This window comes from Vibrio sp. HI00D65 (assembly GCF_001635455.1).
In the GTDB taxonomy this organism is placed as follows: Bacteria; Pseudomonadota; Gammaproteobacteria; order Enterobacterales; family Vibrionaceae; genus Vibrio.
Genome location: NZ_LWEH01000085.1, coordinates 67,685 through 94,121, shown reverse-complemented (window position 1 = coordinate 94,121; position 26,437 = coordinate 67,685). Strand labels below are relative to the sequence as shown.

Below are 26,437 nucleotides of genomic sequence, written 5' to 3'. Positions count from 1 at the left end.
TGAATGTAATAATTGACTCACATACTCTACGAAAACTTAATAAAACCTCTATATTTAGAAAACGATAGCCACATAAAGGTGATTAAAAATGAAAAAGCTATTAGGTACAGTAATTATGGCGGCAACGCTGCTTGTTGGTTGTGGTGAAGCCGACAAGGCTGGTTCTGAAGCTAAAGATGAGCAGATCAATATCAACATGAGCCTTGTGTTCACTCAAAATGAGCTGCTTACGCAAGAGCTAATCAAAGCGACCGACAAAATTCGAGAAAGAACCGATGGCTCGGTGAACATTAAAGTTTTCCCTGGTGGTCAATTGCCTGTTTACAAAGATAACTTGGAACAAGTGGTTAACGGTGCCAACTGGATTGCCGTAGAGGATTTGACTTATCTAGGTGATTACGTGCCTGACTTCGCTGCACTGGCAGGTCCAATGCTGTACAACACCTATGATGAATATTTAGCGATGATGGACACTGATTTCGTCGCTGGCCTTAAAGCTAAAGCGGAAGAGAAGGGCATCAAAGTATTGAATGCAGACTACATGTTTGGCTTCCGCCACATGATCACCAATAAAGAGATCGTTAACTCTGATGACATGAAAGGCATGCGTATTCGTGTTCCACAAAGTCAGCTGTTCATCAGCACACTTTCAGCAATGGGCGCAGCTCCAGCTTCTCTTCCATTCCCTGAGACCTACGCAGGCGTTCAACAAGGCGTTGTTGACGGTCTTGAGGGTTCTATCCTGACAATGTACTCAACCAAGATCTACGAAGTGGCTAAGAACATGTCTTTGACTAAGCACTTCCTTGGCACTGTGGGTATCTACATTTCACCATCGCTTTGGGACAAATTTACGCCAGAACAACAACAGATCATCAACGAAGAGCTAGAGGCAGGTGCTGAATCTAACACTGCTGAGTTGGTTAAATTGGATGTTGAATACACTCAGAAACTTGAAGAGCTAGGCGTTACCTTCAATGAAGTGAATTCTGAAGAGTTCAACCAGTTGACGGCGGATGTGTACAACCAGTTCCCAAGCTGGAGTGAAGGCATACACGCGACGATCATGAAAGAGCTAGAAACGATCCGCGCTGCACAGTAATCGTGCATACGTAAATTAATTAGTTAATGATTACGGCCTAACTATTCTTAGGCCGTTTTATTCCTGAAATACCCACGTCGTATTCGGTATTTCGTTGGAGAAGTCTTTTGTTTTTATTGAAAAATATTGAAGAAATCCTCGCTTCTATCGCTATTTCGATCACCGTTTTGGTTGTTATCGTTAACGTCGTCTTGCGTTATGGATTTGGCTTTGTTGTTCCGTGGAGTGAAGAGCTGTCGGTTATTTGCTTCATTTGGGCTGTCTACTTAGGGATTAGCTCCTGTTACAAACACAAGCTTCACATGGGTGTCGATGTGGTGGTTGCCATGTTGCCAGAAAAAGCAAAAATCCCGTTTAGATTGTGTGTTTCCGTTTTCCTACTAGCTCTGAACATTTTAATGGCAGTTCTGAGTTATCAATATCTCATGCTATCTAACAAGGTAACGCCAGTCATGGGCGTATCATATTTTGTTATCAATGGCGTGTTGTTGCTTTGTTTCTCATTGATGGCGATCCACACCGTTCGATTTATCGCGAACGATGTCGCTTTTCTAAAGCGCTCTTCTAAGTAGGTACGATTCATGGAAAGCTATCTTCCAATCCTTATTCTGTTTGTTCTGTTTCTTTTGAACATCCCCATCGCGTTTTCTTTGATTGCATCGGCGATGGTTTACTTTCTTTTTATCAATGACTCTATTCCTGTGAGCTTGGTGATGCAGCGCTTTATTAGTTCTGCTGAGTCTTTTCCGTTGTTGGCCATCCCGTTCTTTATCATGGTGGGTTCGGTGATGAACTATGCCGGGATCAGTAAGAGCTTACTCGCCTTTGCCGATTCAATGATTGGGCATAAAACCGGTGGTCTTGCTCAAGTGAATGTGGCATTGAGTACTCTTATGGGTGGTATCTCTGGATCTGCAAACGCGGATGCAGCGATGCAGTCGAAGATTCTTGCTCCCGAGATGACTAAGCGTGGGTATGACTTGCCATTCACGGCCGCTGTAACAGCTGCGTCATCAAGTATCAGCCCTGTAATTCCACCGGGTATTAACCTAATCATCTTTGCTTTATTAGCGAACGTGTCAGTCCATCAAATGTTTATTGCGGGTTACGTGCCGGCATTTTTGATGGCGCTGTCTCTAATGGTGACGATCGCGTTCATCGCTCGTAAACGCCGTTACAAACCTTCTCGTTCTGAGCCAGCTTCTGCCAAAGAGCGTTTTCACTATTTCTTGAAAGCGATTCCGGCACTGTTGATCCCATTTGGCATTATTTTAGGCATGCGTTTTGGTTTGTTCACGCCTACTGAAGCGGGCGCTATCGCGGTATTACTTTGCGCGATTATTGGCATCTTCGTTTATCGTCAACTGGGCTTCCGCCATATCCCGCTGATCATGCGTGAAACAGTGCAGGGCACCAGTAGTGTCATGTTCATCATTATTGGTGCCATGGTCTTCGGCTACTACATGACGCTAGAGCAGATCCCACATAATGTTGCTTCGGCTCTGATTGAGCTGACAGACAACAAGCTCGTCTTACTGTTGTTGATTAACGTGCTGCTGCTAGTGGTTGGCATGTTCATCGAGGGCGGTGCCGCGATGATCATCCTCACGCCATTACTATTGCCAGCTGTTCTTAACTTAGGTGTTAACCCGGTTCACTTCGGCATTATTGTGATTGTGAATATCATGATTGGTGGTGTGACTCCGCCATTTGGCTCAATGATGTTTACGGTTTGCTCGATTTTAAAAGTTCGTATGGTCGACTTCGTAAGAGAAGTGGCTCCGTTGTTGCTAGCACTACTCACGGTTCTGATGTTGCTGACTTTCTCTGAAAGCTTAGTGATGTTTTTGCCGAATTTGCTTTAACACTGTTTAGTGATCGATTATTTAGAGGTGTAGAAATGAATTCGGTATCGAATGAATTGAACCAAAATTGGAAAAAGGTAGATTGGGTGTTAACCGATGTGGATGACACCTTAACGTGGCAAGGTCAATTGCCGCCTGAAACCTTGATTGCGTTAAGCAAGCTGCGTGATTCAGGGAAAAAAGTGGTTGCGGTAACGGGGGCTTGTGCTGGTTGGTGTGATCACATTGCTCAGCTGTGGCCTGTTGATGCGGTTCTCGGCGAGAATGGCGCTTTCATTATGGAAAAGAAAAATGGGTATCTGACATTGCGCTCAGATATTCCTTTGCCAGAAGTCAGTTCTAATCAGAGCAAACTGAAACAACAAGTCTTAGCTATTTTGAGTGATTATCCAGAGCTCAGTTTAACGCTGGATCAGTCGTACCGCTTATGTGAAGTTGCGATAGACATCGGGCAAAACCGTCCGAAGGTTGATGATGCGATTATTGAAGAAATAGTCTCTAAGATTCACGCGTTAGGCGCTCATGCTACAGCAAGCTCTATTCACATTAATGCTTGGTATGGTGAGCACTCTAAGAAAGCGACATCGACCACTTTTCTCAAAGAAAAGGGGCTGTCTGACCAAGAGATAGTCGAGCGTAGTTGCTATGTCGGTGATTCGATGAACGATCAATACATGTTTGAAATTTTGCCGAACAGTATAGGTGTGGCCAATATCCAGCATTACTGGGAACGACTAGAGCATCACCCATCAGTGGTGATGAGCAAACCCGGCGGATACGGTTTCTCAGAGTTTGTCGATAAGCTACTTGCTTTAAAATAGCGACTGGTTATCGGCTTAAAACAGCCGATAGTGAACATCAAACACAGCTCATTTCTTCGTTGGATTGAGCTGTGTTTTTGTTTTATTAGAGTTGAATAAATACTTCTTCTATATGGTGGCTATCGCTCTTCAAAGACTTGTGTTGGTGACTTAGCCCACAACTTGCGAACTTGTTCTGTCGGTATCTTAATTCCTAGATGGGCAAAGGAGAAAATTGTGAGAGGCTTGTGTTGTGTCAGTCGAATCACAAGGAAGTTGCATGCACCATTTTAATCTTCGTGCGCTTGAGTATCTGAATGCGTTATCAAAATATGGGTCGCTGCGTAAAGCATCTAAGATGATGAACGTTGACCCAGCAGCAATGAGTCGAATGCTGACTCAGCTTGAAACACAAGCAGAAATGAAGGTGTGGGAACGCAATAATCGTCAATCACTGCTGACTGAGGCGGGCAACGAATTACTGAATTATTACCGCTCTATCGTTCGCAGTGAAACGGCGGTGCTAGCACGCCTAACCAAGCTGAAAAACCTCAAGGGAGGTAACGTTAGCATCGCGATTGGGGAAGGATTTATCACAAACTTGGTCTCTAAACCCATGCAGACTTTCATGGCTCGTTACCCAGATATTAATTTATCGATCGAGATTGCGGGTGCATTGGATGCCGTAAAAATGTTGGAAGATCAACAGATTGATTTCGCGATTACCTATGCGTCAGCTCCTCACCCTAAACTGCATTCATACGTTGAGCGTAGCCACCCTTTAGAGCTTATCGCTCCAAAAGGGCACGTATTGACGACCCAACAAGCACCGGTGACACTGCAAGATATTAGAGAGGCTTCTATTGCTTTGATCGACAACTCGACAGGTATGGGGAGGCTCGTAAAGCAGGCTGAACAAAACTCTCATCTCACTTTGCAACCTAAGCTTCAAACTAACTCAGTTACCGCACTCACTAACTTTGTTTCGGCAGGCCTAGGCGTGACCTTCATGCCTAAGCTCACTGTGCTTGATGAGATTAAATCGGGACAAATTGAAGTGGTTGCGACTGAGCTAGATACCTTCTCTAAAGCGACGGTGAAAGTTCAATCTCTCAAAGGTCGAGCACTGTCATTGCAAGCCGAAACCTTTTTAGACTTTCTCATCGAGAACGCCACATTCTTAAGTCATGATGCTCACAATATCTAAATAGAACAGGGTTGGTGAAACGCATAGTCTTACTCTTGGCTCGACTTGTTACCGCCAATGAAATTATTTATTGGGTGTCTTTACCCTTTGGGGCCAAGCAATGTCTTGTACTCTGAAGCCCTTCAACATCACACTTCCAAAACTCATTATCCTGATTTACGACTAAATTGACTTTTTATCAACATATGTTGAATTGTTAAGTCAACGCTTGATGAATACGTTACAAACTATTAACGACAGATGTTTCAAACAGGTAGTAAGGCTCGGCTGTGTGGCGAGTGCAGGGGAATATAGAATGGAAGTAATTGTAATTGGCAGCGGTGTTATTGGCTTGACCAGTGCTTGGTATCTGGCGAAAGAGGGCCACTCAGTAACGGTTATCGACCGCCAGGATAGTAGTGGTAAAGAGACTAGTTTCGCGAACGCCGGGCAAATTTCTTATGGCTATTCTTCACCTTGGGCAGCGCCGGGTATTCCGTTGAAAGCAATGAAATGGATCACCCAAGAGCATGCTCCCTTGAAAGTTAAGCCATCACTTTCTCCAGAGTTGGTGGCTTGGGCGACTAAGATGCTCGCTAACTGTAACGAAGCTAAATACGCCGTGAATAAGTCTCGCATGTTAAGAGTGGCAAACTACAGCCGAGACTGTTTAACCCACCTTCGAACCAGTGAAAATTTGGCATACGAAGGGCGGCAGCAAGGGACGTTGCAAGTATTTAGAAGCGAGAAGCAGTTAGATGCTATTCAGCAAGATATGAAGCTACTAACAGAAAGCGGCATTGAGCACTCACTGTTTGGTGTTGATCAGTGTCTGTCGGTTGAACCGGGATTAGCTGACGTGAAAGACAAGCTGGTGGGCGGCTTATACTTACCTCATGATGAAACGGGAGATTGTCATCAATTCTGTTTAGCTTTGACTGAGAAAGCTAAGGCGCTTGGTGTTCAGTTTGTGTTTGATACGGAAGTACTCAAGCTGAACCGTAAAAATCTAGTTATTCAGAGCATGACCACGACTCAAGGAGAGTTCAGAGCCGACGCTTACGTGGTGGCTTCGGGAAGCTATTCTCGAGATCTGCTTAAACAGGTCGACTTGTCGATTCCTGTTTATCCAGTGAAGGGCTACTCTTTGACATTGCCAATCGTGAGTGCGGATAAGTCACCAACATCAACCGTTATGGATGAAACTTATAAGGTGGCGATGACGCGTTTTGATGATCGAATTCGGATTGCTGGGACGGCTGAGCTTGCTGGTTTCAATTACCTGATTCCTGAAAAACGCAAAGCGACGATTGATATGGTGATAAAAGACCTGTTCCCGCAGGCGGGGGACTTTTCCAAGGCAGAGTACTGGACTGGGTTGAGGCCAATGACGCCAGATGGCACGCCTATCATTGGAAAGACGCCAATTAAGAACTTGTTTACCAATACTGGTCATGGGACGTTGGGATGGACGATGGCGTGTGGTTCAGGAAAGTTGTTAGCGAGTGTGGTTAGTGGCTCAAATAGCGATATTCAATCAGACGACTTGAGTATTCATCGTTACATGTAGCTCATTAAAAACGTGTTCAGAAAAATTAGCCCATGCTTAGTTATAAACCTGGGCTAATTAGGCTTTAGTGTTGCTGCTTATCTGGTGGTGGTTTCTAACACATGCGTGAATCGCTGCCACGATTTTTGGTCAGCTTCATTTTGGTAATTATTGGAACCGAACACGGTGAACGCATGAGGGGCTCCGCTGTAGGTGATCATCTCATGATGTACTTTGGCCGATTCCAATTCAGCGGCAAGGTTGCCAAAATCCTGCATTGATATCATAGCGTCAGCCGTTCCATGGAACACGACAACTGGCGCTTTGGTTTGTGAGTAGTCTTGTCCTTTCGGTGTCGATAAACCACCATGGAAGGTGACATAAGCTTTGGATGGAATTCCTGCCCTCGCGGCTTCTAATACGGCAGCACCACCAAAACAATAACCCATCATCACATTGTTATCTAAGTTACCACCAAGCCTTTGCGCTTCCAAAGCGCCTGCATTAAGTAGTGCGCGCATTTTTTCACGGTCTTTATACAACTCGCCCGTGTGTTGCTTTTTATCTTTCACTTCTGTTGGGCGAATGTCTTTGCCAAACAGGTCGATAGCAAACACGTTGTAACCGAGTTCGTTGAGCATCTCAGAACGCTTTTTCTCGTAGTCGGTCAAACCATCCCAATCGTGTATTAAAAGTACTAGAGGGGCTTGCTCGCTGGCTTCACTCCAATAACCTTCATACTCCATGCCATCTACCTGGTAGATGACGTTTTCTCCAGAGTGTGCTGCAAAAGGAAGCAAAACCGAAAACAGACCTAGTGTAGTAATTGCTCGCATACATTAATCCTTCAGGTGACGAGTGGCAATCCAATGGAAAGTATAGATAACGTTATGATTCTCGCCAGATTGTCAGTTCGGCTTTGGTGGGTAAAGCAGGAAGGACAGCTGTCTTAAACGGAAGAAACTTATGCGGAAGATACAATCACAGTAAGCCGTCACTGTGATTGTTCGAATAACAGGTTTAGGAGGTTTGAACCATTACCAAGTAGGGGCTGTGCTGTTATCGCTGCAAGGAAGACTTGTTCTAATATCAGGATACTTTCGTTGATAGCGCGGTAACATCGACTCGTTTCCTAAGATGCCACCTTGATGAATATAGATAATGGTTTTGGTTGGGTTATCTGCCTGCCATTGCTCTAAACATTGCCACATTAATGGGTCATAAAGCAGATCGAATTCAATGTCAGTTTGCTCCTGAAGATCTAGCCATGTCTGATAGTCTTGCTTATACAGTTTACCAAAGTGATGCTTTTTCGGGAGAGGCAATATCTGTGGATGTTCGGTTTCGCCAAGCTCATTGAATTGCTGAGTCAGGTAGTCACTTCCACCGACACAAGCGCAAGTGAGCACCGGGATATTTTGTAACTTTAGGTGCTTATGAAGATAAAGAGCAGTGCTGCCAGTTCCCGCTGGTAGTGCTACAACAAAGTCGTATTGGTTTTCAAAGCGCGTCCAGCTCAGTATTTCCATCGCCAGTTGTTTTACGCCATATTCGGAAAGTTGAGAGCGGCCACCCTCAGGTAACACGATACACTGTGAGTCTGGTTGTCTTACTTGCTCAATATACGCTTGTGGATGAAGTTCAGAGCCTGTCTCTTTGACTGAAATGACTTTAGCGCCCAGGTCAATAGCACCACGGTAATTGCCGATTGGGCGTTCTTGTAACCATTGAGGTAGGTGGTCGACGTAAAACTCCAGCGTCCAACCTTTAATCTTTGCCAATGCCGCGAGTGAGAACAGAGAGTTCGCTTGAGCTGAGCCGTAGCTGATCAGGGTGGTAATGTTCGGATGATCGTCTTCTAGCAGCTTCATGAACTTGCGAGCTTTATTGCCACAAAAATGGGAGTGTAGCTGGTCGTCACGCTTTAAGAAAAAGGTGTGGTCGTTGTATTGATGCTGAGTTACAGGACTATTATTTAGTTTCATTGCACTTAGTAAAAATGCTGACTAAAAAGCCAGTATTTTAAAATCAAATTGGACTTACGAGTATCTAGCAGGTTATTGGCTCTGTAAACCAACTACATCAAGTTTTCACTCGATATTGAACCCAATAGATACTAGTGAATATCGATCGCTCTAAAAGGTGATTTGAGCTGTGCACCCACCGCAAGTTCGGTTGAATAGTTTGAAGTCCCAGTGATAGCGTTGACATAGGTCGTCAACAATCAGTAACCCTAAGCCGTGACCGCTAGGGTTGTATTGATCTTGTAAGCCTTCGCCTTGGTCTTCAATTGTAATGCCGTTTTGAGACAAAGTAATTGTCACAGTACCACTATTGGTTGCAGCAATAGCATTCCTTAGTAGGTTACCAATCAGCATGTTCATGATAGCGCTGGTGGCTTGAATGGTCGGCTCAGACTCAACGGTTAATGATATCTCGACCTCTTTGTCAGAGGCCTGTGAAGTGCTTTTTGACACAATAGCTTCTAGTTCTTGTTGGCTAAATAAGCGCAGTGGTGCGTCGTCACTGTTTCTTTCATATCGCACGAGGCCAAGCAAGGCATCGACCATCTCCGACATCTGCACGATGGCGTCATCAATACGCTCAACCTGACGAGATTGAAACTCTGTCGTTTCACTGCGGATCAGCAGTTTATTAGCGCCACGAGCAACCGTTAATGGTGTTCTCAATTCATGACTTGCGTAGCGTGCAAAGGCTTGCTCACGTTTGATAAGGGAGTTGATTTCTCGACGATATTGATTGAGTTGATCGGTCAGTTGACGGAATTCTATCGCAGCATCGTCACTTACTCCAAATTCTTCGTTGAGGTTGAGTTTGTTCGACTCAAGCTGTGCAGAGAGAGAGTTAAATGGTTCAATAAGCCGTTTGGATAATCGATAAAGTATTGAACCAAAACAAAAGATTAGGATAGAGAGCAACGTGAGTATAAACATTGTCGCGTACACTGATTCTGTTTGGTCCAGTTCGATAAGGTCTATTTCAGACAATAGAATAATAGGATAGGTTTTTCCTTGGTGTGTGTACTCACCAACATAGACCATGCGCGAGTTTGGTTCTTGACCCACTTCGCCAAGGAAGTTTTCTCTGCCTTTTATAAATTTAGAGTATTCTTCCGGTATGAGGGTTGGGTCATTGTAGGCCGTGGTCAGTTCATCTATCCTTAATTCACCATTCTCCCCAGCTTGAAACTGGCTGATGGCGTAGTTGCGGTCAATCAGGATTCGCCTTTCGCCGACGCTGTCTTCAGACAAAAACAGTGCTGATATAAAGACCACATAGACAAATGCCGTCACAATCACTGCCATTAAGCCAAAGAAAAGCGCTAAACGGCCTGTAAGGGTTTTTGTGCTAGTGAGAACATTGAGAATCAATTGTAAGACTCCAGGCGGAATCCAACCTTAGGAACCGTAATTAGCATCTGAGTATCAAAGGGCTTATCGAGTTGATTACGCAGTTGGTAGATGTGACTGCGTAGCACATCGTTGTTCGGTTCGTCTTCTTCCCATAGTTTGTACGAGATGTCTTCACGCGTTACCACTTCAGGTGCATTCTGGCATAGCATCTCAAGAATGGTATAGGTGGTTGGGTTGAGTGCAAGTAGCTTGTCTTGACGGTAAGCTTTGCGGGTTTTCTGGTCGATGGTGAGCTCGTCAAATTGAAGTTTAGAGGACGCCACTTTTCCGCGGTAACGGCGAACCAGCGCATTCATCCTTGCTTCTAGAATATCTAAGTCGAAGGGCTTGGTGAGATAGTCATCCGCACCGTGGTCAAAGCCTTTCAACATGTCTTCACGGCTATCGAGTGCAGTCAGCATCAGGATAGGTGTTGCATTTCCTTGGTCTCGCAGTTTATTGCAAACCGTTAGGCCGTCCATTCGTGGCAACATGAGATCTAAAATAATGATATCAAATGAGTTGTCCATTGCGAGCTGCAGGCCAAGCTCTCCGTTGTCTGCATAATCGAGTTCCATCCCAATACACTCAAAATAATCAAATAAGACACCTGCAATTTCACGGTTATCTTCGACCAATAGAACTCGTTTCATTTTGAATCTCATACAGAAATAGACAGTAACATTATCCTGGGTGAGCGTGAAAAATATGTCAATAACATAACTTTCACTTATGGGCGCGTAAATTGATCTCAGATTAATAAATAGAAGAACGTATTATGTCTGAACTTCATATTAGCCGACCTAAAGAATCCCTCTCGCAGATCCACCCAGCGGTTTTGCTGTCTATCATTGTGCCTTTTTATAACGAACAAGAGGTGTTGGAAGAGTTTCATTCACGCTTAACCAAGGTGTTAGATAGCCTGCCGATTACCAGTGAGATTGTTTATGTCGATGATGGCAGTAAAGATAACAGCTTAGACGTGGTGAGCTCATTTACCTCAATCAATAGTTCTATTTCTGTTATCGGGCTGAGCCGTAACTTCGGTAAAGAGTCGGCGATGAGTGCTGGCTTAGAGCATTGTCGCGGGCAAGCGGTGATCTTATTAGATGCAGACTTGCAAGATCCTCCTGAGTTAATTCCTCAAATGATTGCCAAATGGCGTGAGGGCTATGACGTGGTGAACATGCAACGTCGCCAACGTGACGGAGAAACTTGGTTTAAGAAGTTCTCAGCGGCGAGCTTTTATAAAGTGATGAATGCAGCGGCGAAGATTGATGTTCCTGAGAATGTCGGTGACTTCCGACTGTTGAGCCGTGAAGTTGTCGACCATATTAACCAACTTCCCGAACGTAACCGCTACATGAAAGGCATTTTTTCTTGGCCGGGTTTTCGCCAAGCCACCATTCAGTTTAATCGTGATGCGCGTTTCTGTGGGGAGACGAAGTGGAATTACCTTAAGCTGATCGGGTTGGCGATGGATGGCATCACGTCATTCTCTATTCGACCGCTGCGTATTGCGACGGCTGTGGGTGGTTTAGTTGCGCTGAGCGCGTTTATCTACGGGATGGTTATTGTCTTCAAAACTATGATGTTTGGTGAGCCAATCACCGGATATCCATCCATGATGGTGGTTCAACTTGCCCTTGGCGGCATTCAACTTCTGAGTATCGGTTTAATGGGGGAATACATAGGTCGTATCTTCATTGAAACCAAGAATCGTCCCTTGTATTTGATCCAGTCTGTCGTTGATACACCAGCATTAAAAACACACTTTAAGCTAGAGGAATCGGCATGAGCCTGAATAGAACACACCTATGGTATTTATTGGCTTTTGCATTGGTTCTGAGGCTGTTGTCTTTGGCGACATATCCGTTGATGGATACCACTGAGGCTCGCTATGGGGAAATGGCGCGTCTAATGGTGGAAACCGGCAATTGGTTAACCCCTCAGTTCGATTACGGAATCCCTTTCTGGGGTAAGCCTCCGATGTTTACCTGGATGAGCGCGATTGGCATTGAGCTTTTTGGATTAAGCGAGTTCGCTGTCCGTGCTCCGCATTGGTTGGCAGGTTTCGCGACAATTTTATTGGTCGCGTATATGGCAAAGCGTACCGGACAAAGTGCGCTGGTTGCGGCAGTGGTATTGGCGACCTGTGGCATTTTCTCGATTGCTGCCGGTGCTGTAATGACGGATATGGCGCTAACTTTATCTATGACGATTGCGATGCTAGGGTTTTATTTGTGTTGGCAGGGAGAAGGCAGTGACAAGACCAATAGAAATTGGGGATATATCGGTTTCATTGGCTTGGCATTAGGTTTACTTGCAAAAGGCCCAGTGGCCGTTGTCATTATGGGTATCGCAGTTTTTCCTTGGTTAGTATTACAACATGGCTTCTTTGGCGCTTTCAAAGTGTTATGGCAACGCTTTCCATTGTTGTCTGGATTAGGTGTGATGCTGGCGATTGCCTTGCCTTGGTACATCATGGCAGAAATGGCGACACCGGGCTTTATCGATTACTTTATTGTTGGCGAACACTTTAAGCGTTTTGTTGTCAGTGGCTGGGAAGGGGATCTTTATGGCTCTGCACACGACCAGACGCGAGGCATGATTTGGGTATTCTGGATTCAAGCCGCCGCGCCTTGGTCGATTGTTTTGCCGATATTGGCCTTCGTTCGCCGTAAGAAAATCGCTCAAATCAACATTGAGAATCGTGGGCTGTTTTCATTTCTTGTATGTTGGTTAATGTCACCTCTGATTCTATTTACCATGGCAGGTAACATTCTTCCTGCGTATGTTCTCCCGGGGATCCCGGCGCTTGGTTTGTTAGTGGCGATGTTAGTGGTGGAAAAAGACAAGAAATGGTTCTCCAGCGTGGCCTTGGTTCTGCCAGTGTTGTTGATGATTGCAATAGTTTACCTGAACTTAGGTAAGGCGAACGAGAAGAGTGACCGCATTATTTTTGAACAGATTACGGATTTTGCGCCAAGCTTCTACGTGGGCAAGCGACCATTCTCCGGTCAATTTTATAGCCACGGGCAAGCGAAGAAACTACTCAACATCGAGCAACTTGATGGTGTCGATAAGTTTTATTTGATTGGTAAAAGAGCAGAAGTAGAAGCCAAGATAAAAGAAAATGCGTTGACCTGTATTTTGGAGCCGACTGTCAAAATAAATCGAGCTTTGTTTACTTGTCATAGCCAGAACGTCAAACACAACCAATCGTTGAGTCAAATATACATTGGAAGCTATGGTCAGCCTTAAGTTAAGCTTACGCGTTGGCAAAGATAAGCTTCGGGTGTGCAGCCAGAGGTTACAGTCCCAACATAAGATCTTTCGGTTCGCTACAGTTGGTGTTGGTGGGTTTGTTGTTGATTGCGCCGTGTTTGTGCTGCTGCACTACTTAATAGGTTTAACACTGATGAGTGCGAGGATAGGTGCTTTCATTGTTGCTGCTACAACAACGTGGTCTGGTAATCGCGTGCTGACGTTTGATTGCAAAGAGCAGGGTAGTTGGTCAGATAAGTTGATTCAATGGCAAAAGTTCATGCTGTCAGCATCAATATCGGCCATACCTAACTTGCTGTGTTTTCAGTTGGTGATGCAACTACTACCCGAATTTACAGGGGCCGCATTTGTTGCAATGGCAGTGGGGATTCTAGTAGGTATGGTGACAAACTATTTCTTCAGTCAGCATTGGGTTTTCGCCCGCGAGGCGCCATGATTAACTGAACTTAGAATCATCAATCGCAAGATACGAAAAAGCGCAGCTAAATAGCTGCGCTTTGTGTTTTTGTTCGCTAATGGTATCGGCTTAAAAAGATTAGCGTTGTGCGGCACGTTGACGGTTCTTTCCGTTACCTGTCGGCTTTCCACCTTGGCCATTACCACCTTTATTACGGTTTAGTTTGCCATTGCCTTGCGATTGACCGTCCGGTCCTTTCTTGATGAAGCCCGTTGCTGGCTTACGAGAGTTTCTACTACCGCCACCGTTGCCTTGTCCACCATTGTCGTTGCCAGCAGGTTTCTTACCACCTGGTTTAGGCTTATTGCCACCAGATTTAGAGTGGTTACGTGGCTTCTCGCCGCCTAATCCTGGTTGAGATTTGCTGTGCTTAGTAGCAAAACGTTGTGAGCCGTGACGGCCAGACTTGCGACGCTGCGCTGGTGTTTGAGCATCAAAGTCATCCTCAGGAACCAAGCAACCTGGCTTATCACCAATCAGGTGTTTTTTCCCCATGTCAATCAAAGCTTCACGAATCAGTTTCCAGTTCTCTGGATCGTGGTAGCGAAGCAGTGCTTTATGCAGACGACGTTGACGGTCACCTTTTGGCACAGGGATATCTTCACGCTTTTTGTATTTAACGCGTTTCAGAGGGTTTGTCTCTGAGTAGTACATCGACGTTGCGTTACACATTGGCGATGGGTAGAAGTTCTGTACTTGGTCACACTCGTAGTTGTGCTTTTTAAGCCACAATGCCAGGTTCAGCATGTCTTCGTCTTCTGTGCCCGGGTGAGCCGAGATGAAGTAAGGAATTAGGTACTGCTTCTTACCGGCTTCAGCGCTGTACTTCTCGAACATCTCTTTGAAACGATCGTAAGTGCCCATACCCGGTTTCATCATCAGATCTAGTGGGCCCTTTTCAGTATGCTCTGGAGCAATTTTCAAATAGCCACCTACGTGGTGCGTTACAAGCTCACGCACGTATTCTGGTGATTCAATCGCCAAGTCGTAACGAACACCAGAAGCGATCATGATCTTCTTAACGCCTGGTACTTTTCTCGCTGAACGATAAAGGTCGATGGTGTGTTTGTGGTCTGTGTTTAGCTTCTCACAGATTTTCGGGAACACACACGACGGACGGCGACAGTTCACTTCTGCTTTCGGGTCTGAACAACCTAAACGGTACATGTTCGCTGTTGGACCGCCCAAGTCAGAAATGGTACCAGTAAAGCCAGGTACTTTATCTTTGATGTCTTCGATCTCATCTAAGATAGATTCTTTCGAACGGTTCTGGATGATACGGCCTTCGTGTTCTGTGATTGAACAGAAAGAACAACCACCAAAACAGCCACGCATGATGTTCACCGAGGTTTTGATCATCTCGTAGGCTGGAATCTTTGCTTTGCCGTACATCGGGTGAGGCACACGCTGATAAGCAAGGCCAAACACGTAATCCATCTCTTCTGTTGCTAGAGGGATTGGCGTTTGGTTAACCCAAAGCTCGCGATCACCGTGGCGTTGAATCAAAGCTCGGCCTGAATACGGGTTTGTCTCTAGGTGTAAAATACGGCTTGCGTGAGCGTAAAGAATACGGTCGTTGTTAAGCTTTTCAAACGCTGGGATACGTACTGCTGTCGTCTTCGCATCGTGACGAGAAGGACGAATCGTAATTGGCTGCGCCTTTGGCTCTTCATCTTTTTTGGTATCGCATTGCGTTTCCACTTCGTACGGGTTTACTGGTACGTAAGCTTTGTTTGGCTTTTCGATACGAGAAGAGTCGATAATCTTGTAACCTTCAGGTGCAGTAGGCAGGTTGATCGCTGTACCACGAATGTTGGTTAGGTTAGAGATATCTTCACCATCAGCAAGGCGGTGTGCCACCTCTACTAGAGCACGCTCAGCGTTACCAAATAACAGGATGTCCGCTTTTGCATCAAAAAGTACAGAGCGACGAACTTTATCCGACCAGTAGTCATAGTGAGCTACACGACGCAAGCTCGCTTCGATACCACCCAATACGATTGGTGTACCTTTGTAGGCTTCACGACAACGCTGAGAGTATACCAGAGTTGCACGATCAGGACGCTTACCACCCTCGTTATTTGGCGTGTACGCATCATCGTGACGTAATTTGCGATCAGAGGTGTAGCGGTTGATCATGGAGTCCATGTTACCCGCAGTTATGCCGAAGAATAGGTTAGGTTTACCTAGCTTCATGAAAGCATCTTTATTGTCCCATTTCGGTTGAGCGATGATGCCCACGCGGAAACCTTGAGCCTCAAGAAGACGGCCAATGATAGCCATACCAAAGCTTGGGTGATCAACATAAGCGTCACCAGTTACAATAATAATGTCACAGCTATCCCATCCAAGAGCATCCATCTCCTTTCTACTGGTAGGCAAAAAGGGTGCTGTTCCGTAGCACTCGGCCCAGTATTTTTTGTGTTCGTGAATAGGAGTGATATCGCTGTACATATTTCGACCTCTGATTTTTGAGGCGGGAATTATAGCGGCATGCGCCCTGACTAGCCAGTAGAACATGCCCCTGTTAGTTTTGGTGTCTTTCGTCATTTTGCTGATAAAACGACAAAAGAGTCAAACAACAGCATAGTTGAAGCCTTGAATAACGTCGCTAATTTGTGATTTTGATTAGTGTTCGCAGCAGTTTTTGATATTATTCGCGAAAATAAGTCTAGATAAGTAGATCCACAATGGTCGAAACATTATTACTGCAATTTGCTCCAATGTTATTAGGAGCTCAACTGATATTAATCTTGATTCTGGTAAAGGGTGATATTTGCCCAGGGCAACGTGGTCGTATCCATAAAATGCTACCAGCGATTGGCGTACTTTGGCTGGCCGTGGCTTCAATTAAAGTCGAAGCGTTTCTTGTCGTGTTCGCAATCTTTTATTTCTATTCTCAAGTTCAGACTAAGAAAACACGTGATTCGGGCCCGACTTGGGTGATGTATTTAGCGTGTGGTTTGGCGCTTTCTTATGTTGCTATCCAAGCATTTGAGCAATCAACGACGGTCGGCATTATTGCAACATTATTGCTGGTGATTTTGCTAGGTGCGGCGTTTGCTCATCTACTTCTGACTATCGCAAGAACGCGTTTGCAAGCGTTTCACCGTGTTTTGCCGGTTGTAGGCGTATTAACAGGGATGCTGGTAGTACTCGCGACGGTTGTGAACGTTTACTCACTTTCTGAAGCTCAGTTAGAACCTGTTATCTCAGCATTGTTGTTTAGCTTCGCACTACTTATATCTTCAATCGTGGTGTGGTGCTGGCACCTACTGTTTGTTAAAACGCCAGAGAAGGTTCAACTTACGGTGTCACTACTGATGCTGTTAGCTGCTGTCGTTGGCCTAACACCAGTTTGGGCGCTGTAAGCATTTCTGTGAGTTAAGAAGTGTGATCTGTTTTTTAGCGTGGGGCGATTAAGCGTTCTAAACTTAATTCTAGTCAGAGTGTTCGTAAGGAGTACGAGATGGATTTAAGTAACGTCAAAAGCCTAGATAGTATTATCTTGCTGGGAATAGTGAATGAAAAACTGCGCTTAGAATGCGACAGTTTTGAAGAACTGATTAGCATGTATGAAATGGATATAGAAAGTGTCGTAGGTAAGCTAGACATGCTCGGCTATCAGTACGATCCACTGACGAACCAATTTAAGTCATACGCAAGGTAATCTATGTTTCGCGAATGAACAGGTATCGCGAAACCAATGCTGCGGAATCTAAAAAGTCACAGGTAATCTGTGACTTTTTTGTTTTTGTACGTCTTGCTGATCTAATAACTGACTAAACGACTTCAATCCCATCTAGGTGGCTCTTACTCTGCTGCCTTGCTGTGCTGAAGAATGCTTGCAGGTAACGCTTGTCTTTCTCTGAATTTCTCACCGCGGCGAATAGTCTTCTTGAAAGCCCTTTACCCAGCGACTTACTAGCAATTAATCCTTGTCTTGAAAACTCACTGATTGCCCAGTTTGGTAAGGCTGCAACTCCTAACCCGGCTGATACCATTTGCACTAACATCAAGGTGTTGTCTGCTTGTTTCCATTTCTTCGGTTCAATACCTGCAGGTTGCAAGAAGTGTTTCACCACATCTAAACGCTGCTTTTGAACCGGGTACGAAAGCATCGTGAGATTACTAAGATCTTGGGGATCAATACTTGGTTTCTCAGCTAGAGGAGAGTTAATCGCCGTGATCAAACGCATCTCGAAATCGAAAAGTGGCTCATAGTGGATCTCAGATCGAGGCTGAATATCTGAGGTGATCACTAGGTCCAACTCGCCGGCCATTAGCGCGGGTAGCGGTTCAAAGCCAAAACCGGATGAGAAATCGAGAGTCACGCTTGGCCAAGCAACTTGATACTCTTTCAAAGCAGGCATTAACCATTGAAAACATGAGTGACACTCGATCGCCATATGGAGGCGACCATTCACATCCTCTTTCAGACTCGCGAGCTCATTCTCTGCTTTAGCGATTCTTGGCTGAATCTCATCGGCGAGCTTAAGTAAGATCTCACCCTCTGAGGTGAACTTTACTGGCCGAGTTTTGCGTAGGAACAACTGCCCACCAATACGCGCCTCTAGATCCTTCAATTGATGAGAAAGCGCAGACTGAGTCAGGTGAAGAGAGGTTGCTGTTGCTGTGAGTGAACCGCTATCTCTTAAGGTCGTCAAGGTTCGCAGATGTTTAAGCTCTATCATGAGTCTTCCTCATATTCCCTAAGCCAATTCAATATTTCTTAATAATTACCCTACGGGTTTTTTTATCATTTGTAAACGTCTAGATGTCTAGATGGATTTGGCCATGTTCATCTCTGACTCGCTGGTGATGAATATTTTTAATAAACAAGATGAATATTTGGACGTTGTTCGTCGAGCTGATTCAACAGATGGTTTAGCCATCCAGACGCCTTTTTGAAAAGCGCAATTTTCAACAGGCCCTAATAATTATTGAATAAGGAATCGGTTCATGACCACAACAACGCATATTCTTGGCTACCTATGTATCTGCGAAAAACGCGAACTCAAATTCAGACCCACATGTTTTACAGCGAGTTCAACGAAATCATTGATTCAGTGGCCGCATTAGATGCTGATGTGATTACTATTGAGACGTCTCGTTCGAACATGGAACTGCTTAAAGCGTTTGAATAATTCAACTACCCGAATGCGATTGGCTCAACTGTTTACGATATTCACTCGCCAAACATTCCACCACAAGAGTGGATTATTGGTCTGTTTAAGAAAGCAGCTGAGAAGATCCCGACAGAACGCTGATGGGCAAACACAAATTGTAGCCTAAAGACTTGCAATTGCGCAGAAACAGCACTGACTAACCTAGTCTCCGCGACTAAGGAGTTGCGTAAAAAGTGGGAGTCAGCAGAAGCTTAACTATCACAAGAGCTAGATGACTCAAAACAAAAAGCCTCGCTACTGCGAGGCTTTGACGTTCATATTTGTTCGAATCTCTAACCTTAATTGGCGATCTGACAAGTATCTTTGCTTATCAGCTTCTCAACCATCAGTTGTCCGCGTGTGTTACGGATCTTGATGTTGTAAGCCAAGCCCATGTCTAGGTTTACTCTTACTTCTGAGTTAGTACAGTAGCTATTCACACTCATATCGACAACTTGGTTTAAAGGCTTAGCACCTTTAGCATCTTGGTTGTAAATCATCATGATTTCTATCACGGTGTTTTTCGCCAGAACTCGCATAACTGATAGTGGACCATACTCAATCGGCAGGCCCGCAGATAATACGCCAGCACGGTGCTGCGCCATCATCTCGAGTTGTCTTTGCTGGTCTTGCTCACTTGAAGCGCAGCCTGCAAGCAGAGCAGCTGTCAGTGAGGCGATAATCCATTTTTTCACGTTAAAATACTTTTTTGAATGGCTTTACGATGACATTTTGGTAGACGCCAGCTTCGATATACGGATCTGCGTCTGCCCATGCCTGTGCGTCTTCTAAAGAGTTAAACTCAGCGATTACCGTTGAACCTGTGAAACCAGCTTCGCCTGGGTTATCTGAATCAATCGCTGGCATTGGACCCGCTGTTAATAGTCGGCCTTCATCGTGAAGTGTTTGTAGGCGTTCTAGGTGTTGTGGGCGAACACTGAGGCGTTTTTCTAATGAATTTTCGACATCTTGAGAGAAAATCACGTACCACATATTGGCATATCCTTATTTTTCTTCACTGCATTGGGGAGATTATAAAGTAGTTATCTTGCTAATTTACGCGAACTAATTGGTATTGGAAGAGCTAATGATAAGAAATTGTGAATTGGTGCGAGAGACTTGGATGGTCTTTAGTGGTTTCACTGGTTGAGACTAAAGACCATTCCCGAAGCAAGCTGGCTTATTTTTTAATGGTTCGAGGCTTGCCACTTTCATCAACGGCTACGTAGTTGAATGTTGCACCACATACCTTGTAGCGGTCGCCAATGCCGTGATCCAGAACCGGTTTCACCCACACTTCCAAGTCGATATTCATCGAGCTACGACCAATCTTAGTGCAATCGCCATAAACACATACCACGTCACCAACGGATACGGGTTGCTTGAATTCAATGCTCGATACTGACACGGTAACTATCTTGCCGTTAGAGATCTCTTTGGCCAAGATGCCGCCGGCCAGGTCGAGCTGAGACATTATCCAACCACCGAAGATTTGACCTGCTGCATTGGTATCAGAAGGCATCGCTAATGTGCGAAGAAGTAGGGAACCAATTGGGTTCAAAGTTGATTGAATCGTCATTGTTGTACTCTTGGTGGTATTGATTATCTAAATAAAAACAGAAGTGTTGGTTGGTGAAGCGCATTTGCAAACGAGCGCAATGAACAACAGAGATCAGATAGCCAATAATTTAGTGCGATTTACATTAAATAATAGGCTTTATTTTGACCAGTGTCCGCAACACAAAAAAACCAACGGCCAATGATCACGAGTATCATTGGCCGCTAGGTATAGCATATTGACAAGAATTGTAACAAAAACGGAATGAGGACTCACCCCTTGGGGTTACTTCTCGTTAGTATTTTTATCAGTTAGTTCTTGCTGCTCTTTTTGTAGTTGTTCTTTTGGTAAATGCTTGTAGATGTATAAACCCGTTAGCAGTGTGAATAGTAATGTTGCTATTAGCAGGCCAAACACCTTGAAGTTGACCCACACATCCAATGGTAGGTTAAAAGCAACATACACGTTGATGATTGCGCATAGGGTGAAGAAGAATGTCCAAGCCCAGTTGATCTTGCTCCACACCGCTTCCGGAAGTGTAATCTCTTTGCCCAACATGCCTTTAATCGCAGGTTTCCCCATAAGGTGGCTTGCGGTTAGGCCAATAGAAAATAAGGCATAGACGATCGTGACTTTCCATTTAATGAAGTTGTCGTCGTGTAAGAATATAGTCATTCCACCAAATGCTGCGACCATCAGAAACGTTATCATCTGCATTTTTTCTACTTTTTTGTAGATGAAGTACGTCAAAACGATTTGAAGTGCAGAAGCGACAATCAATGCCCCGGTAGCCGTATAGATGTCGTACATCTTGTACAGCGCGAAAAAAATGATGAGAGGGATGAAGTCAAGAATTTGTTTCATGTGGACTGAGTATCCGGTTAGTTGAGTTACCGACAGTCTAACCAAAATTGCCTCGATGCAAAACAGCCCGAGACAGTTGGGTATTAAATTGATTGAAGCCAGCAGAATTTCAACGCGTCGATGACGTTTGGTAGCGAGGGATCAGCTTCTTGATATCTTCTAGATAACCTTCGCTCTTGAGATTGTCTAAAGTGTTCTCTAATTCTTGTTCACTCATCGCGAAGCAGGTGGATTTTCCGGTCGTTAGGTCAAGATACTCATGATATTCACGCTCAGTGAAATGACCAACTCTATCCATTAATAAGGTTTTTATCCCGTGGTGAATCAAGCCGTAATACGTATGTCTTCGTAAGGTCATAGCCTATCCTCCGTGACAAGCTGCAGTGGTAATAATTAGTGCAACCTGCTGTATATTGGTTGGGTTATCTATGACAAAGCAAATCAAATGCCATTTTGTCTAGTTTTCCGGAACATTTCCCGTACCAAATTGAAATAGTCACTTTTTCAATTAGTTAAATGTCTGTGTTCTCTGTTCTCACGAGACAATACGTAGCTGCTAAGTAATAGTTTTATTTTGAGGGGCAATTTTCGCCTTCAATTTGAGAATTAATGCGCTGTTGTTGAGTCAAACTGATTCGTTCCCATATCGAAAAGCTTTTTTAGGGTATTAGTCTTGGTGATTAGCCAATTGAGATTTGATTCATGCGTAAGCTGAAGAGTTTCAATTTGAGGAACTGCCGAAAGTAGACGAGTGTATTATATCAGCATGCGAAAACTCTTACTGCATGGGGGAGAGGTTAGCTTATTAAACATTATCAATATTTTGTTTAACGCTACTTGCTGAATAGCTGTGAAGTTGACGTTATAAAGCACGCTGCTGCTATAACGTCAGGTTTATCATGTACCGTATCTTTTTCTTTCAGTTATTTTCTTTGATTACATTGGTGTTTTTCGCATCACACAAAGCACAAGCTGATGAATCAATTCAACTGGGAACTCAAATCTCAGATTTTGCTCCTTATGCTCAATCACAACAAGGAGAGGTTTCGGGTTTATTGCCGGACTTAGTTGATTTCTACGTGAAAGATGGACTTGATGGTGTAGAGTTTGTTGGTTACCAGTCACCGTCTGAACTTAACAATATGCTAAAAACGGGTGACGTGGACGCCATCATCACGGCAGAACAAAATGTTTCAAGTGGTGGTGTTATCTACTCGAAACCGATTTTATCGAGCCGAATGATCAGTTTGAGCAGCGAACCTATCGAGAGTCATTTGCTCATGAAAGGACGCAAGCTTGCATACTTTGAAAACTCGAGCAATGCATCGTCTGTAAAGTCCTTACTTCCGTTTTCTTCATTTAAATCATACTCATCATATCAGGATGCGATAGCCGCTGTTGCACGTGAGAAAGTTCTCGCAGTTGTGGATGATGGCGTGTTGTTACACAGTAAGTTGATGAATAGCCCCTATGATGCATCGCTGTCTGTGAATTTACATGATGGCTTGCCTCTGAATAACTACGTTATCGCTTTTCTTGATACTCCTGAAAATAGGAAGCTATTGAACATCATCAATACTTCAATTAACCAAGATAAGCCTAATCAAATCGTTAATATCCATAAGAAATGGTTAAACGAAATACAAAGGCGTCTATTACTGGTTGTTAGCAAAAATAAGTTGTTATTGACGGAAAAAGAGCAGCAATACCTATCACTGAACCCCAATATCTATGTGTCGTACATTCGTGATTCAAAGCCGATTTCATTTGTGAACAGTGAAGGGCAGCCTGATGGTATTTCTATTGATATCTTGAATGAGATCTCTCGACTTACTGGTCTAAATTTCATTTTTGAAAATGACTTCGGTATCGAAGGGAACGACTTACAAACGGTTTCTCTACCCCTGATCCATACTAAAGCGACTCCTTTTGCTGGTGTGGACGATCGTCACCTTTACTCAAAACCTTTTATGGTTGAGCCGTGGGCGCTGATTGGTAAAAGCGATAGTAACAAGGTCAATGTGTTTGGTGAGCTTTCTCAGAACGCTATTATTGGTACTACTGACGATAGCGTTGGCTCCCAATTGGCCAAGCGTTACTGCGAAGCTTGCCCAATAAAAAAGTATGACTCGGTTGAGCGAGTATTAGAGGCGGTTGATAAAGGGCAAGTTGACTCTGCAATGCTCTCTTTGTATCTAGCATCACCGCTTCTTCAAGGACAGTATTCAGGGTACTTGCGAGTAATTAGCCTACTTTCTAAAGACAATGATGTTCCTGTAGCTTACAGCGTGGAAGCTGATCAAGAGATATTAGGAAACATTATCAATAAAGCGCTGTTTGCGATTCCACATCATAAATTCCAGCAAATTAAAAAGAATTGGTTAGATGTTTCTTACGAATCTGGAGTTGACACTAAAGATGTGATTTTGGGTGCTGCCATTCTTATTTCTGTCGCATCCGTTCTTATCATGGCGATCATGGCATGGAGCTGGAAATTAAGCCGTGAGGTTGAGGACCGTAAGCGTGCTGAGTCTGCGTTGAAGCATCAAGTCGAGTTCGAGCGTTCACTACTTAACGCAATGCCATTTCCAATTGTGGTACGTGATCTAGATAACCAACTTGTGAGTTTCAACAGTGTGGCTAGGGCGCTTAAGGATTTTGACTTAATAGAAGCAGCAATCATTAATAATCCAGACGAAGACGCCATGATCCACAAAGGGAATGTTTTGCCTCGTTTGGAAAAAGAGGTGGTCTCGCCATTTGGCAGTAAGCATTACGCGTACTGGAAGTGCCCGTACATTTCCAATGGAAATATCGAAGGTTCAGTAACGATTCTCGATGATTTGACTGAATTGTATGAAGCGAAAAAAATCGCTAAAAGTGCAGATGACCGCGTCCAAAAACTCGCGAACAATTTACACGGTGCGGTGATACAACACATCCAGCCTAAGCGAAGTTTACACGATATCGAGTTCGTGTTTATCAGCAATGGAATCGAAGAACTTCTTGGGCTTACGCCATCTCAATTACGTCGTTCTCCAACGAGCTTCTTTGCGCCGTTAAATGCGAAAGATCGCCGTACTCTGATTCGAAAAATACGTTGTGGCAACAAAGATGGAAAATTGAGTCTGGATATTGGCGTCAATATCGAGAACCAGAATCGCTGGCTTAACCTACAAAGCAAAATATCCGATCGTGGTGATTACTATGAGTGGGATTCTGTACTGACGGATATTACCGAGCTAAAGCAGCAGCAAGGAGAGCTTACTCAGGCAAGGCAGAGTGCGATTGCGGCTACCGAGGCGAAATCGAGATTTCTAGCCAACATGAGTCATGAGATCCGAACGCCCCTTGGTGGTATTGTGAGTTTGTTAGAGCTTTCCGAGCAATATGAAGTGGGTCATGAAGTACAAAAGATTCATACAACGTTAAGCCAGTCCGCTAATAACTTATTGCACATCGTTAACGACATTCTTGATTTCTCTAAAATTGAGGCAGGTAAGCTGACTTTGGATTACCAGCCTGCAAGTCTGGATACCTTGACTCTTAGGGTAATTCAGCTGCAGGCAAGGCAGGCGCATGCCAAAGGTTTGCAGTTCAAGTTCTGGCGAGACCCTGAATTAAAAGACTCGGTATTGATGGACGACATCCGCCTCGGGCAAGTACTGAATAACCTTTTGAGCAATGCGATTAAATTTACTGAGCATGGAACTGTTGGTTTAACGACGAAGTTAGTCAGTCAAAACGATGGCCAGCAACAAGTCTGTTTTGAAGTTTTCGATAGCGGAATCGGCATTAGCGAAGAGCATATCCGAAATTTATTTAGACCTTTCGTGCAGGCCGATGAAGGCACTACGAGAAAGTATGGTGGCTCGGGCCTTGGGTTGACTATCTCGAAGCAATTGATAGAGCAAATGGGCGGGACACTGAACGTGACAAGTAAGGTGAACTTAGGTTCAACATTTACTATCTCAGTACCTCTGACATCACTTGATGATAACCAGTATCAAGATATGACAGGTAAAGTCGCTTTGCTCACCAAAACCTTCATGCAGCATCAAGAGTTGGAGAGCTACCTGACATCTTGGGGGATTAAGGTGATTGCAAAGAGCGTGCAAACTACGAAAGAGTTGGCGCATTGGGTAGAGACCATTGAGCCTGGCTTTGTGTTCGTCCCTCATGAGCTTGCTCAGAGTATGGATTCTCCTGACGAGAGCGTGCATTTTATCTGTCTAAGCGAACATGGAATGCTTTCACCTGCACTTTGTAAGTTAGGTTGGAATTTATCGGCGAACCCATTACTGCCTTCACAGCTAAGACACTGCTTAAGCAATAATCCAACCTTTGTCGAAGAAGTCGTAAAGGAAGAAAACAACTTACGATTAAGCACTGAATCACGCGAATCGGCGATGGAAAATAATAGGCTGATACTGATTGCGGAAGATCACCCAATTAACCAACAGATCATTATTAAGCAGATCGAGCAGCTAGGTTTTCATGCCGATATGGTAGATAACGGTAGAGAAGCGCTAGCGGTGCTCGATAAGCAAGACTATGGCTTACTTATCACAGACTGTCATATGCCTGAGATGGATGGCTATGAGCTAACGAAACAGATTCGTTCGAAAGAGCAAAGTTACAATATACCTCGATTGCCTATCATTGCGCTGACAGCAAACGCTGTTAAGGGTGAAAATGACAAATGTTTTGAGATTGGCATGGATGACTTTTTGTCTAAGCCTACCAAGCTCAAAGTGATTGGTGACACGATCAATAAGCATCTTATGAGAGGCACACCGGCTGTTAGCCCGTTAGTGGCCAACGATGCGAGTGTTGAAACTAGCCTTGCGCCCATTGATATTCAAAACCTGATGGAATTATTTGGAGATCAGGATCTCATCGAGCAGATCATCAAGGATTTTATTCTGAGTCACTGCTCAGACTTGCCTTTGTTACTCGCTGCATGTGAGAGCGAGAGCCTCGATGAGATCAAACAAGTTGTCCATAAAATGAAAGGTGCAGCGAAGATGGTTGGCAGTACTGAGCTGGCTGAGCAACTGCAGCAGCTAGAAGACGCCTCTGCAAACCAAAGAGGTGGATACTTAGAGTATTTCCATGAAGTGGAGCGACTAACGCAGAAGTTACAAAGCTTCTACACGACGTATGCTCAATAGGCTAAGGGAACAC

At 44.4% G+C, this 26,437-nt stretch carries 23 protein-coding genes and 1 pseudogene; 13 read left to right on the top strand and 11 right to left on the bottom strand.

Going from position 1 to position 26,437, the window contains the following annotated elements; genetic code table 11:
• The first annotated feature begins 88 nt into the window (after positions 1–88).
• The 6 genes from A3712_RS08395 (at position 89) to A3712_RS08370 (ending at position 6,523) form a co-directional block, all read left to right on the top strand.
• Positions 89–1,102: a C4-dicarboxylate TRAP transporter substrate-binding protein gene (locus tag A3712_RS08395; protein ID WP_063523055.1), complete on the top strand. Its 1,014-nt coding sequence runs from the start codon at positions 89–91 to the stop codon at positions 1,100–1,102.
• Positions 1,103–1,209: 107 nt separating this feature from the next.
• Complete coding sequence (locus tag A3712_RS08390) at positions 1,210–1,674, top strand: TRAP transporter small permease (RefSeq protein ID WP_063523054.1); 465 nt, start codon at positions 1,210–1,212, stop codon at positions 1,672–1,674.
• A gap of 9 nt (positions 1,675–1,683) precedes the next feature.
• Positions 1,684–2,967: a TRAP transporter large permease gene (locus A3712_RS08385; RefSeq protein ID WP_017070429.1), complete on the top strand. Its 1,284-nt coding sequence runs from the start codon at positions 1,684–1,686 to the stop codon at positions 2,965–2,967.
• Between the two features lie 35 nt (positions 2,968–3,002).
• The gene (locus A3712_RS08380) at positions 3,003–3,788 is read left to right on the top strand and encodes an HAD-IIB family hydrolase (protein WP_063523053.1); all 786 of its coding nucleotides are present in this window, start codon (positions 3,003–3,005) and stop codon (positions 3,786–3,788) included.
• 259 nt (positions 3,789–4,047) lie between these two features.
• Positions 4,048–4,974 (top strand): LysR family transcriptional regulator, encoded by a 927-nt coding sequence (locus A3712_RS08375; protein WP_063523052.1) that lies wholly within the window; start codon positions 4,048–4,050, stop codon positions 4,972–4,974.
• 295 nt (positions 4,975–5,269) lie between these two features.
• A complete protein-coding gene (locus A3712_RS08370) occupies positions 5,270–6,523 on the top strand; it encodes a D-amino acid dehydrogenase (RefSeq protein WP_063523051.1) in 1,254 nt (417 codons plus the stop codon).
• A 77-nt stretch (positions 6,524–6,600) separates the two neighbouring features.
• On the opposite strand, the gene A3712_RS08365 is transcribed toward A3712_RS08370, so the two are convergent.
• The 4 genes from A3712_RS08365 to A3712_RS08350 all read right to left on the bottom strand — a co-directional run bounded on the left by A3712_RS08365 (position 6,601) and on the right by A3712_RS08350 (position 10,568).
• Positions 6,601–7,338, bottom strand: coding sequence for a dienelactone hydrolase family protein (locus tag A3712_RS08365; protein WP_063523050.1), 738 nt, complete (start codon positions 7,336–7,338; stop codon positions 6,601–6,603).
• Between the two features lie 201 nt (positions 7,339–7,539).
• Positions 7,540–8,487 (bottom strand): 1-aminocyclopropane-1-carboxylate deaminase/D-cysteine desulfhydrase, encoded by a 948-nt coding sequence (locus A3712_RS08360; RefSeq protein WP_063523049.1) that lies wholly within the window; start codon positions 8,485–8,487, stop codon positions 7,540–7,542.
• A gap of 150 nt (positions 8,488–8,637) precedes the next feature.
• Positions 8,638–9,894, bottom strand: a complete 1,257-nt coding sequence (locus tag A3712_RS08355; RefSeq protein ID WP_063523048.1) for a sensor histidine kinase — start codon at positions 9,892–9,894, stop codon at positions 8,638–8,640.
• Positions 9,891–10,568, bottom strand: a complete 678-nt coding sequence (locus A3712_RS08350) for a response regulator transcription factor (RefSeq protein WP_004741618.1) — start codon at positions 10,566–10,568, stop codon at positions 9,891–9,893. Before A3712_RS08350 ends, A3712_RS08355 begins: the two co-directional genes overlap by 4 nt.
• A 125-nt stretch (positions 10,569–10,693) precedes the next feature.
• Between A3712_RS08350 and A3712_RS08345 the strand changes: the two genes are divergently transcribed.
• The 3 genes from A3712_RS08345 to A3712_RS08335 are packed head-to-tail and all read left to right on the top strand — an operon-like array spanning position 10,694 to position 13,639.
• Positions 10,694–11,713: a glycosyltransferase family 2 protein gene (locus A3712_RS08345; RefSeq protein WP_063523047.1), complete on the top strand. Its 1,020-nt coding sequence runs from the start codon at positions 10,694–10,696 to the stop codon at positions 11,711–11,713.
• A complete protein-coding gene (locus A3712_RS08340; RefSeq protein WP_063523046.1) occupies positions 11,710–13,179 on the top strand; it encodes an ArnT family glycosyltransferase in 1,470 nt (489 codons plus the stop codon). Before A3712_RS08345 ends, A3712_RS08340 begins: the two co-directional genes overlap by 4 nt.
• Positions 13,166–13,639 carry a GtrA family protein gene (locus A3712_RS08335; RefSeq protein ID WP_063523045.1) on the top strand — a complete coding sequence of 158 codons (474 nt, stop codon included), beginning with the start codon at positions 13,166–13,168 and terminating at the stop codon, positions 13,637–13,639. Before A3712_RS08340 ends, A3712_RS08335 begins: the two co-directional genes overlap by 14 nt.
• A gap of 99 nt (positions 13,640–13,738) precedes the next feature.
• Here A3712_RS08335 and A3712_RS08330 read toward each other — a convergent pair whose 3' ends face one another.
• Positions 13,739–16,114 (bottom strand): YgiQ family radical SAM protein, encoded by a 2,376-nt coding sequence (locus A3712_RS08330; protein WP_063523044.1) that lies wholly within the window; start codon positions 16,112–16,114, stop codon positions 13,739–13,741.
• Positions 16,115–16,350: 236 nt separating this feature from the next.
• Here A3712_RS08330 and A3712_RS08325 point away from each other — a divergent pair, with 236 nt between their 5' ends.
• Both A3712_RS08325 and A3712_RS08320 read left to right on the top strand, forming a co-directional pair.
• Complete coding sequence (locus A3712_RS08325) at positions 16,351–17,031, top strand: hypothetical protein (protein WP_063523043.1); 681 nt, start codon at positions 16,351–16,353, stop codon at positions 17,029–17,031.
• 98 nt (positions 17,032–17,129) lie between these two features.
• Positions 17,130–17,330, top strand: a complete 201-nt coding sequence (locus tag A3712_RS08320) for a DUF4250 domain-containing protein (RefSeq protein ID WP_004741624.1) — start codon at positions 17,130–17,132, stop codon at positions 17,328–17,330.
• A 112-nt stretch (positions 17,331–17,442) separates the two neighbouring features.
• Here the strand turns inward: A3712_RS08320 and A3712_RS08315 are convergent, their stop codons facing one another.
• The gene (locus A3712_RS08315) at positions 17,443–18,354 is read right to left on the bottom strand and encodes a LysR substrate-binding domain-containing protein (protein ID WP_063523042.1); all 912 of its coding nucleotides are present in this window, start codon (positions 18,352–18,354) and stop codon (positions 17,443–17,445) included.
• A 312-nt stretch (positions 18,355–18,666) separates the two neighbouring features.
• Here A3712_RS08315 and A3712_RS26640 point away from each other — a divergent pair.
• Positions 18,667–19,044: pseudogene (locus tag A3712_RS26640) on the top strand (5-methyltetrahydropteroyltriglutamate--homocysteine S-methyltransferase); the annotation flags it as partial.
• An 83-nt stretch (positions 19,045–19,127) separates the two neighbouring features.
• Here the strand turns inward: A3712_RS26640 and A3712_RS08310 are convergent.
• The 5 genes from A3712_RS08310 to A3712_RS08290 all read right to left on the bottom strand — a co-directional run bounded on the left by A3712_RS08310 (position 19,128) and on the right by A3712_RS08290 (position 21,608).
• Positions 19,128–19,523, bottom strand: a complete 396-nt coding sequence (locus tag A3712_RS08310; RefSeq protein ID WP_063523041.1) for a GspS/AspS pilotin family protein — start codon at positions 19,521–19,523, stop codon at positions 19,128–19,130.
• Position 19,524: 1 nt separating this feature from the next.
• Positions 19,525–19,821, bottom strand: a complete 297-nt coding sequence (locus tag A3712_RS08305) for a YciI family protein (protein ID WP_017631803.1) — start codon at positions 19,819–19,821, stop codon at positions 19,525–19,527.
• 187 nt (positions 19,822–20,008) lie between these two features.
• Positions 20,009–20,407, bottom strand: a complete 399-nt coding sequence (yciA, locus tag A3712_RS08300; RefSeq protein ID WP_004741235.1) for an acyl-CoA thioester hydrolase YciA — start codon at positions 20,405–20,407, stop codon at positions 20,009–20,011.
• Positions 20,408–20,671: 264 nt separating this feature from the next.
• Positions 20,672–21,250, bottom strand: coding sequence for a septation protein A (locus tag A3712_RS08295; protein WP_063523040.1), 579 nt, complete (start codon positions 21,248–21,250; stop codon positions 20,672–20,674).
• A 109-nt stretch (positions 21,251–21,359) separates the two neighbouring features.
• Complete coding sequence (locus A3712_RS08290) at positions 21,360–21,608, bottom strand: hypothetical protein (RefSeq protein ID WP_063523039.1); 249 nt, start codon at positions 21,606–21,608, stop codon at positions 21,360–21,362.
• Between the two features lie 541 nt (positions 21,609–22,149).
• On the opposite strand from A3712_RS08290, the gene A3712_RS08285 reads away from it, so the two are divergent.
• Complete coding sequence (locus A3712_RS08285) at positions 22,150–26,424, top strand: ATP-binding protein (protein ID WP_063523038.1); 4,275 nt, start codon at positions 22,150–22,152, stop codon at positions 26,422–26,424.
• Positions 26,425–26,437: the final 13 nt, after the last annotated feature.

Bases quoted from the DNA above. Each gene is read 5' to 3' on its own strand.
- A3712_RS08395 (WP_063523055.1), top strand. From the start codon at position 89: ATGAAAAAGCTATTAGGTACAGTAATTATGGCGGCAACGCTGCTTGTT.
- A3712_RS08385 (WP_017070429.1), top strand. From the start codon at position 1,684: ATGGAAAGCTATCTTCCAATCCTTATTCTGTTTGTTCTGTTTCTTTTG.
- A3712_RS08380 (WP_063523053.1), top strand. From the start codon at position 3,003: ATGAATTCGGTATCGAATGAATTGAACCAAAATTGGAAAAAGGTAGAT.
- A3712_RS08375 (WP_063523052.1), top strand. From the start codon at position 4,048: ATGCACCATTTTAATCTTCGTGCGCTTGAGTATCTGAATGCGTTATCA.
- A3712_RS08370 (WP_063523051.1), top strand. From the start codon at position 5,270: ATGGAAGTAATTGTAATTGGCAGCGGTGTTATTGGCTTGACCAGTGCT.
- A3712_RS08365 (WP_063523050.1), bottom strand. From the start codon at position 7,338: ATGCGAGCAATTACTACACTAGGTCTGTTTTCGGTTTTGCTTCCTTTT.
- A3712_RS08360 (WP_063523049.1), bottom strand. From the start codon at position 8,487: ATGAAACTAAATAATAGTCCTGTAACTCAGCATCAATACAACGACCAC.
- A3712_RS08350 (WP_004741618.1), bottom strand. From the start codon at position 10,568: ATGAAACGAGTTCTATTGGTCGAAGATAACCGTGAAATTGCAGGTGTC.
- A3712_RS08345 (WP_063523047.1), top strand. From the start codon at position 10,694: ATGTCTGAACTTCATATTAGCCGACCTAAAGAATCCCTCTCGCAGATC.
- A3712_RS08340 (WP_063523046.1), top strand. From the start codon at position 11,710: ATGAGCCTGAATAGAACACACCTATGGTATTTATTGGCTTTTGCATTG.
- A3712_RS08335 (WP_063523045.1), top strand. From the start codon at position 13,166: ATGGTCAGCCTTAAGTTAAGCTTACGCGTTGGCAAAGATAAGCTTCGG.
- A3712_RS08330 (WP_063523044.1), bottom strand. From the start codon at position 16,114: ATGTACAGCGATATCACTCCTATTCACGAACACAAAAAATACTGGGCC.
- A3712_RS08325 (WP_063523043.1), top strand. From the start codon at position 16,351: ATGGTCGAAACATTATTACTGCAATTTGCTCCAATGTTATTAGGAGCT.
- A3712_RS08320 (WP_004741624.1), top strand. From the start codon at position 17,130: ATGGATTTAAGTAACGTCAAAAGCCTAGATAGTATTATCTTGCTGGGA.
- A3712_RS08315 (WP_063523042.1), bottom strand. From the start codon at position 18,354: ATGATAGAGCTTAAACATCTGCGAACCTTGACGACCTTAAGAGATAGC.
- A3712_RS08305 (WP_017631803.1), bottom strand. From the start codon at position 19,821: ATGTGGTACGTGATTTTCTCTCAAGATGTCGAAAATTCATTAGAAAAA.
- yciA (WP_004741235.1), bottom strand. From the start codon at position 20,407: ATGACGATTCAATCAACTTTGAACCCAATTGGTTCCCTACTTCTTCGC.
- A3712_RS08295 (WP_063523040.1), bottom strand. From the start codon at position 21,250: ATGAAACAAATTCTTGACTTCATCCCTCTCATCATTTTTTTCGCGCTG.
- A3712_RS08290 (WP_063523039.1), bottom strand. From the start codon at position 21,608: ATGACCTTACGAAGACATACGTATTACGGCTTGATTCACCACGGGATA.
- A3712_RS08285 (WP_063523038.1), top strand. From the start codon at position 22,150: ATGTACCGTATCTTTTTCTTTCAGTTATTTTCTTTGATTACATTGGTG.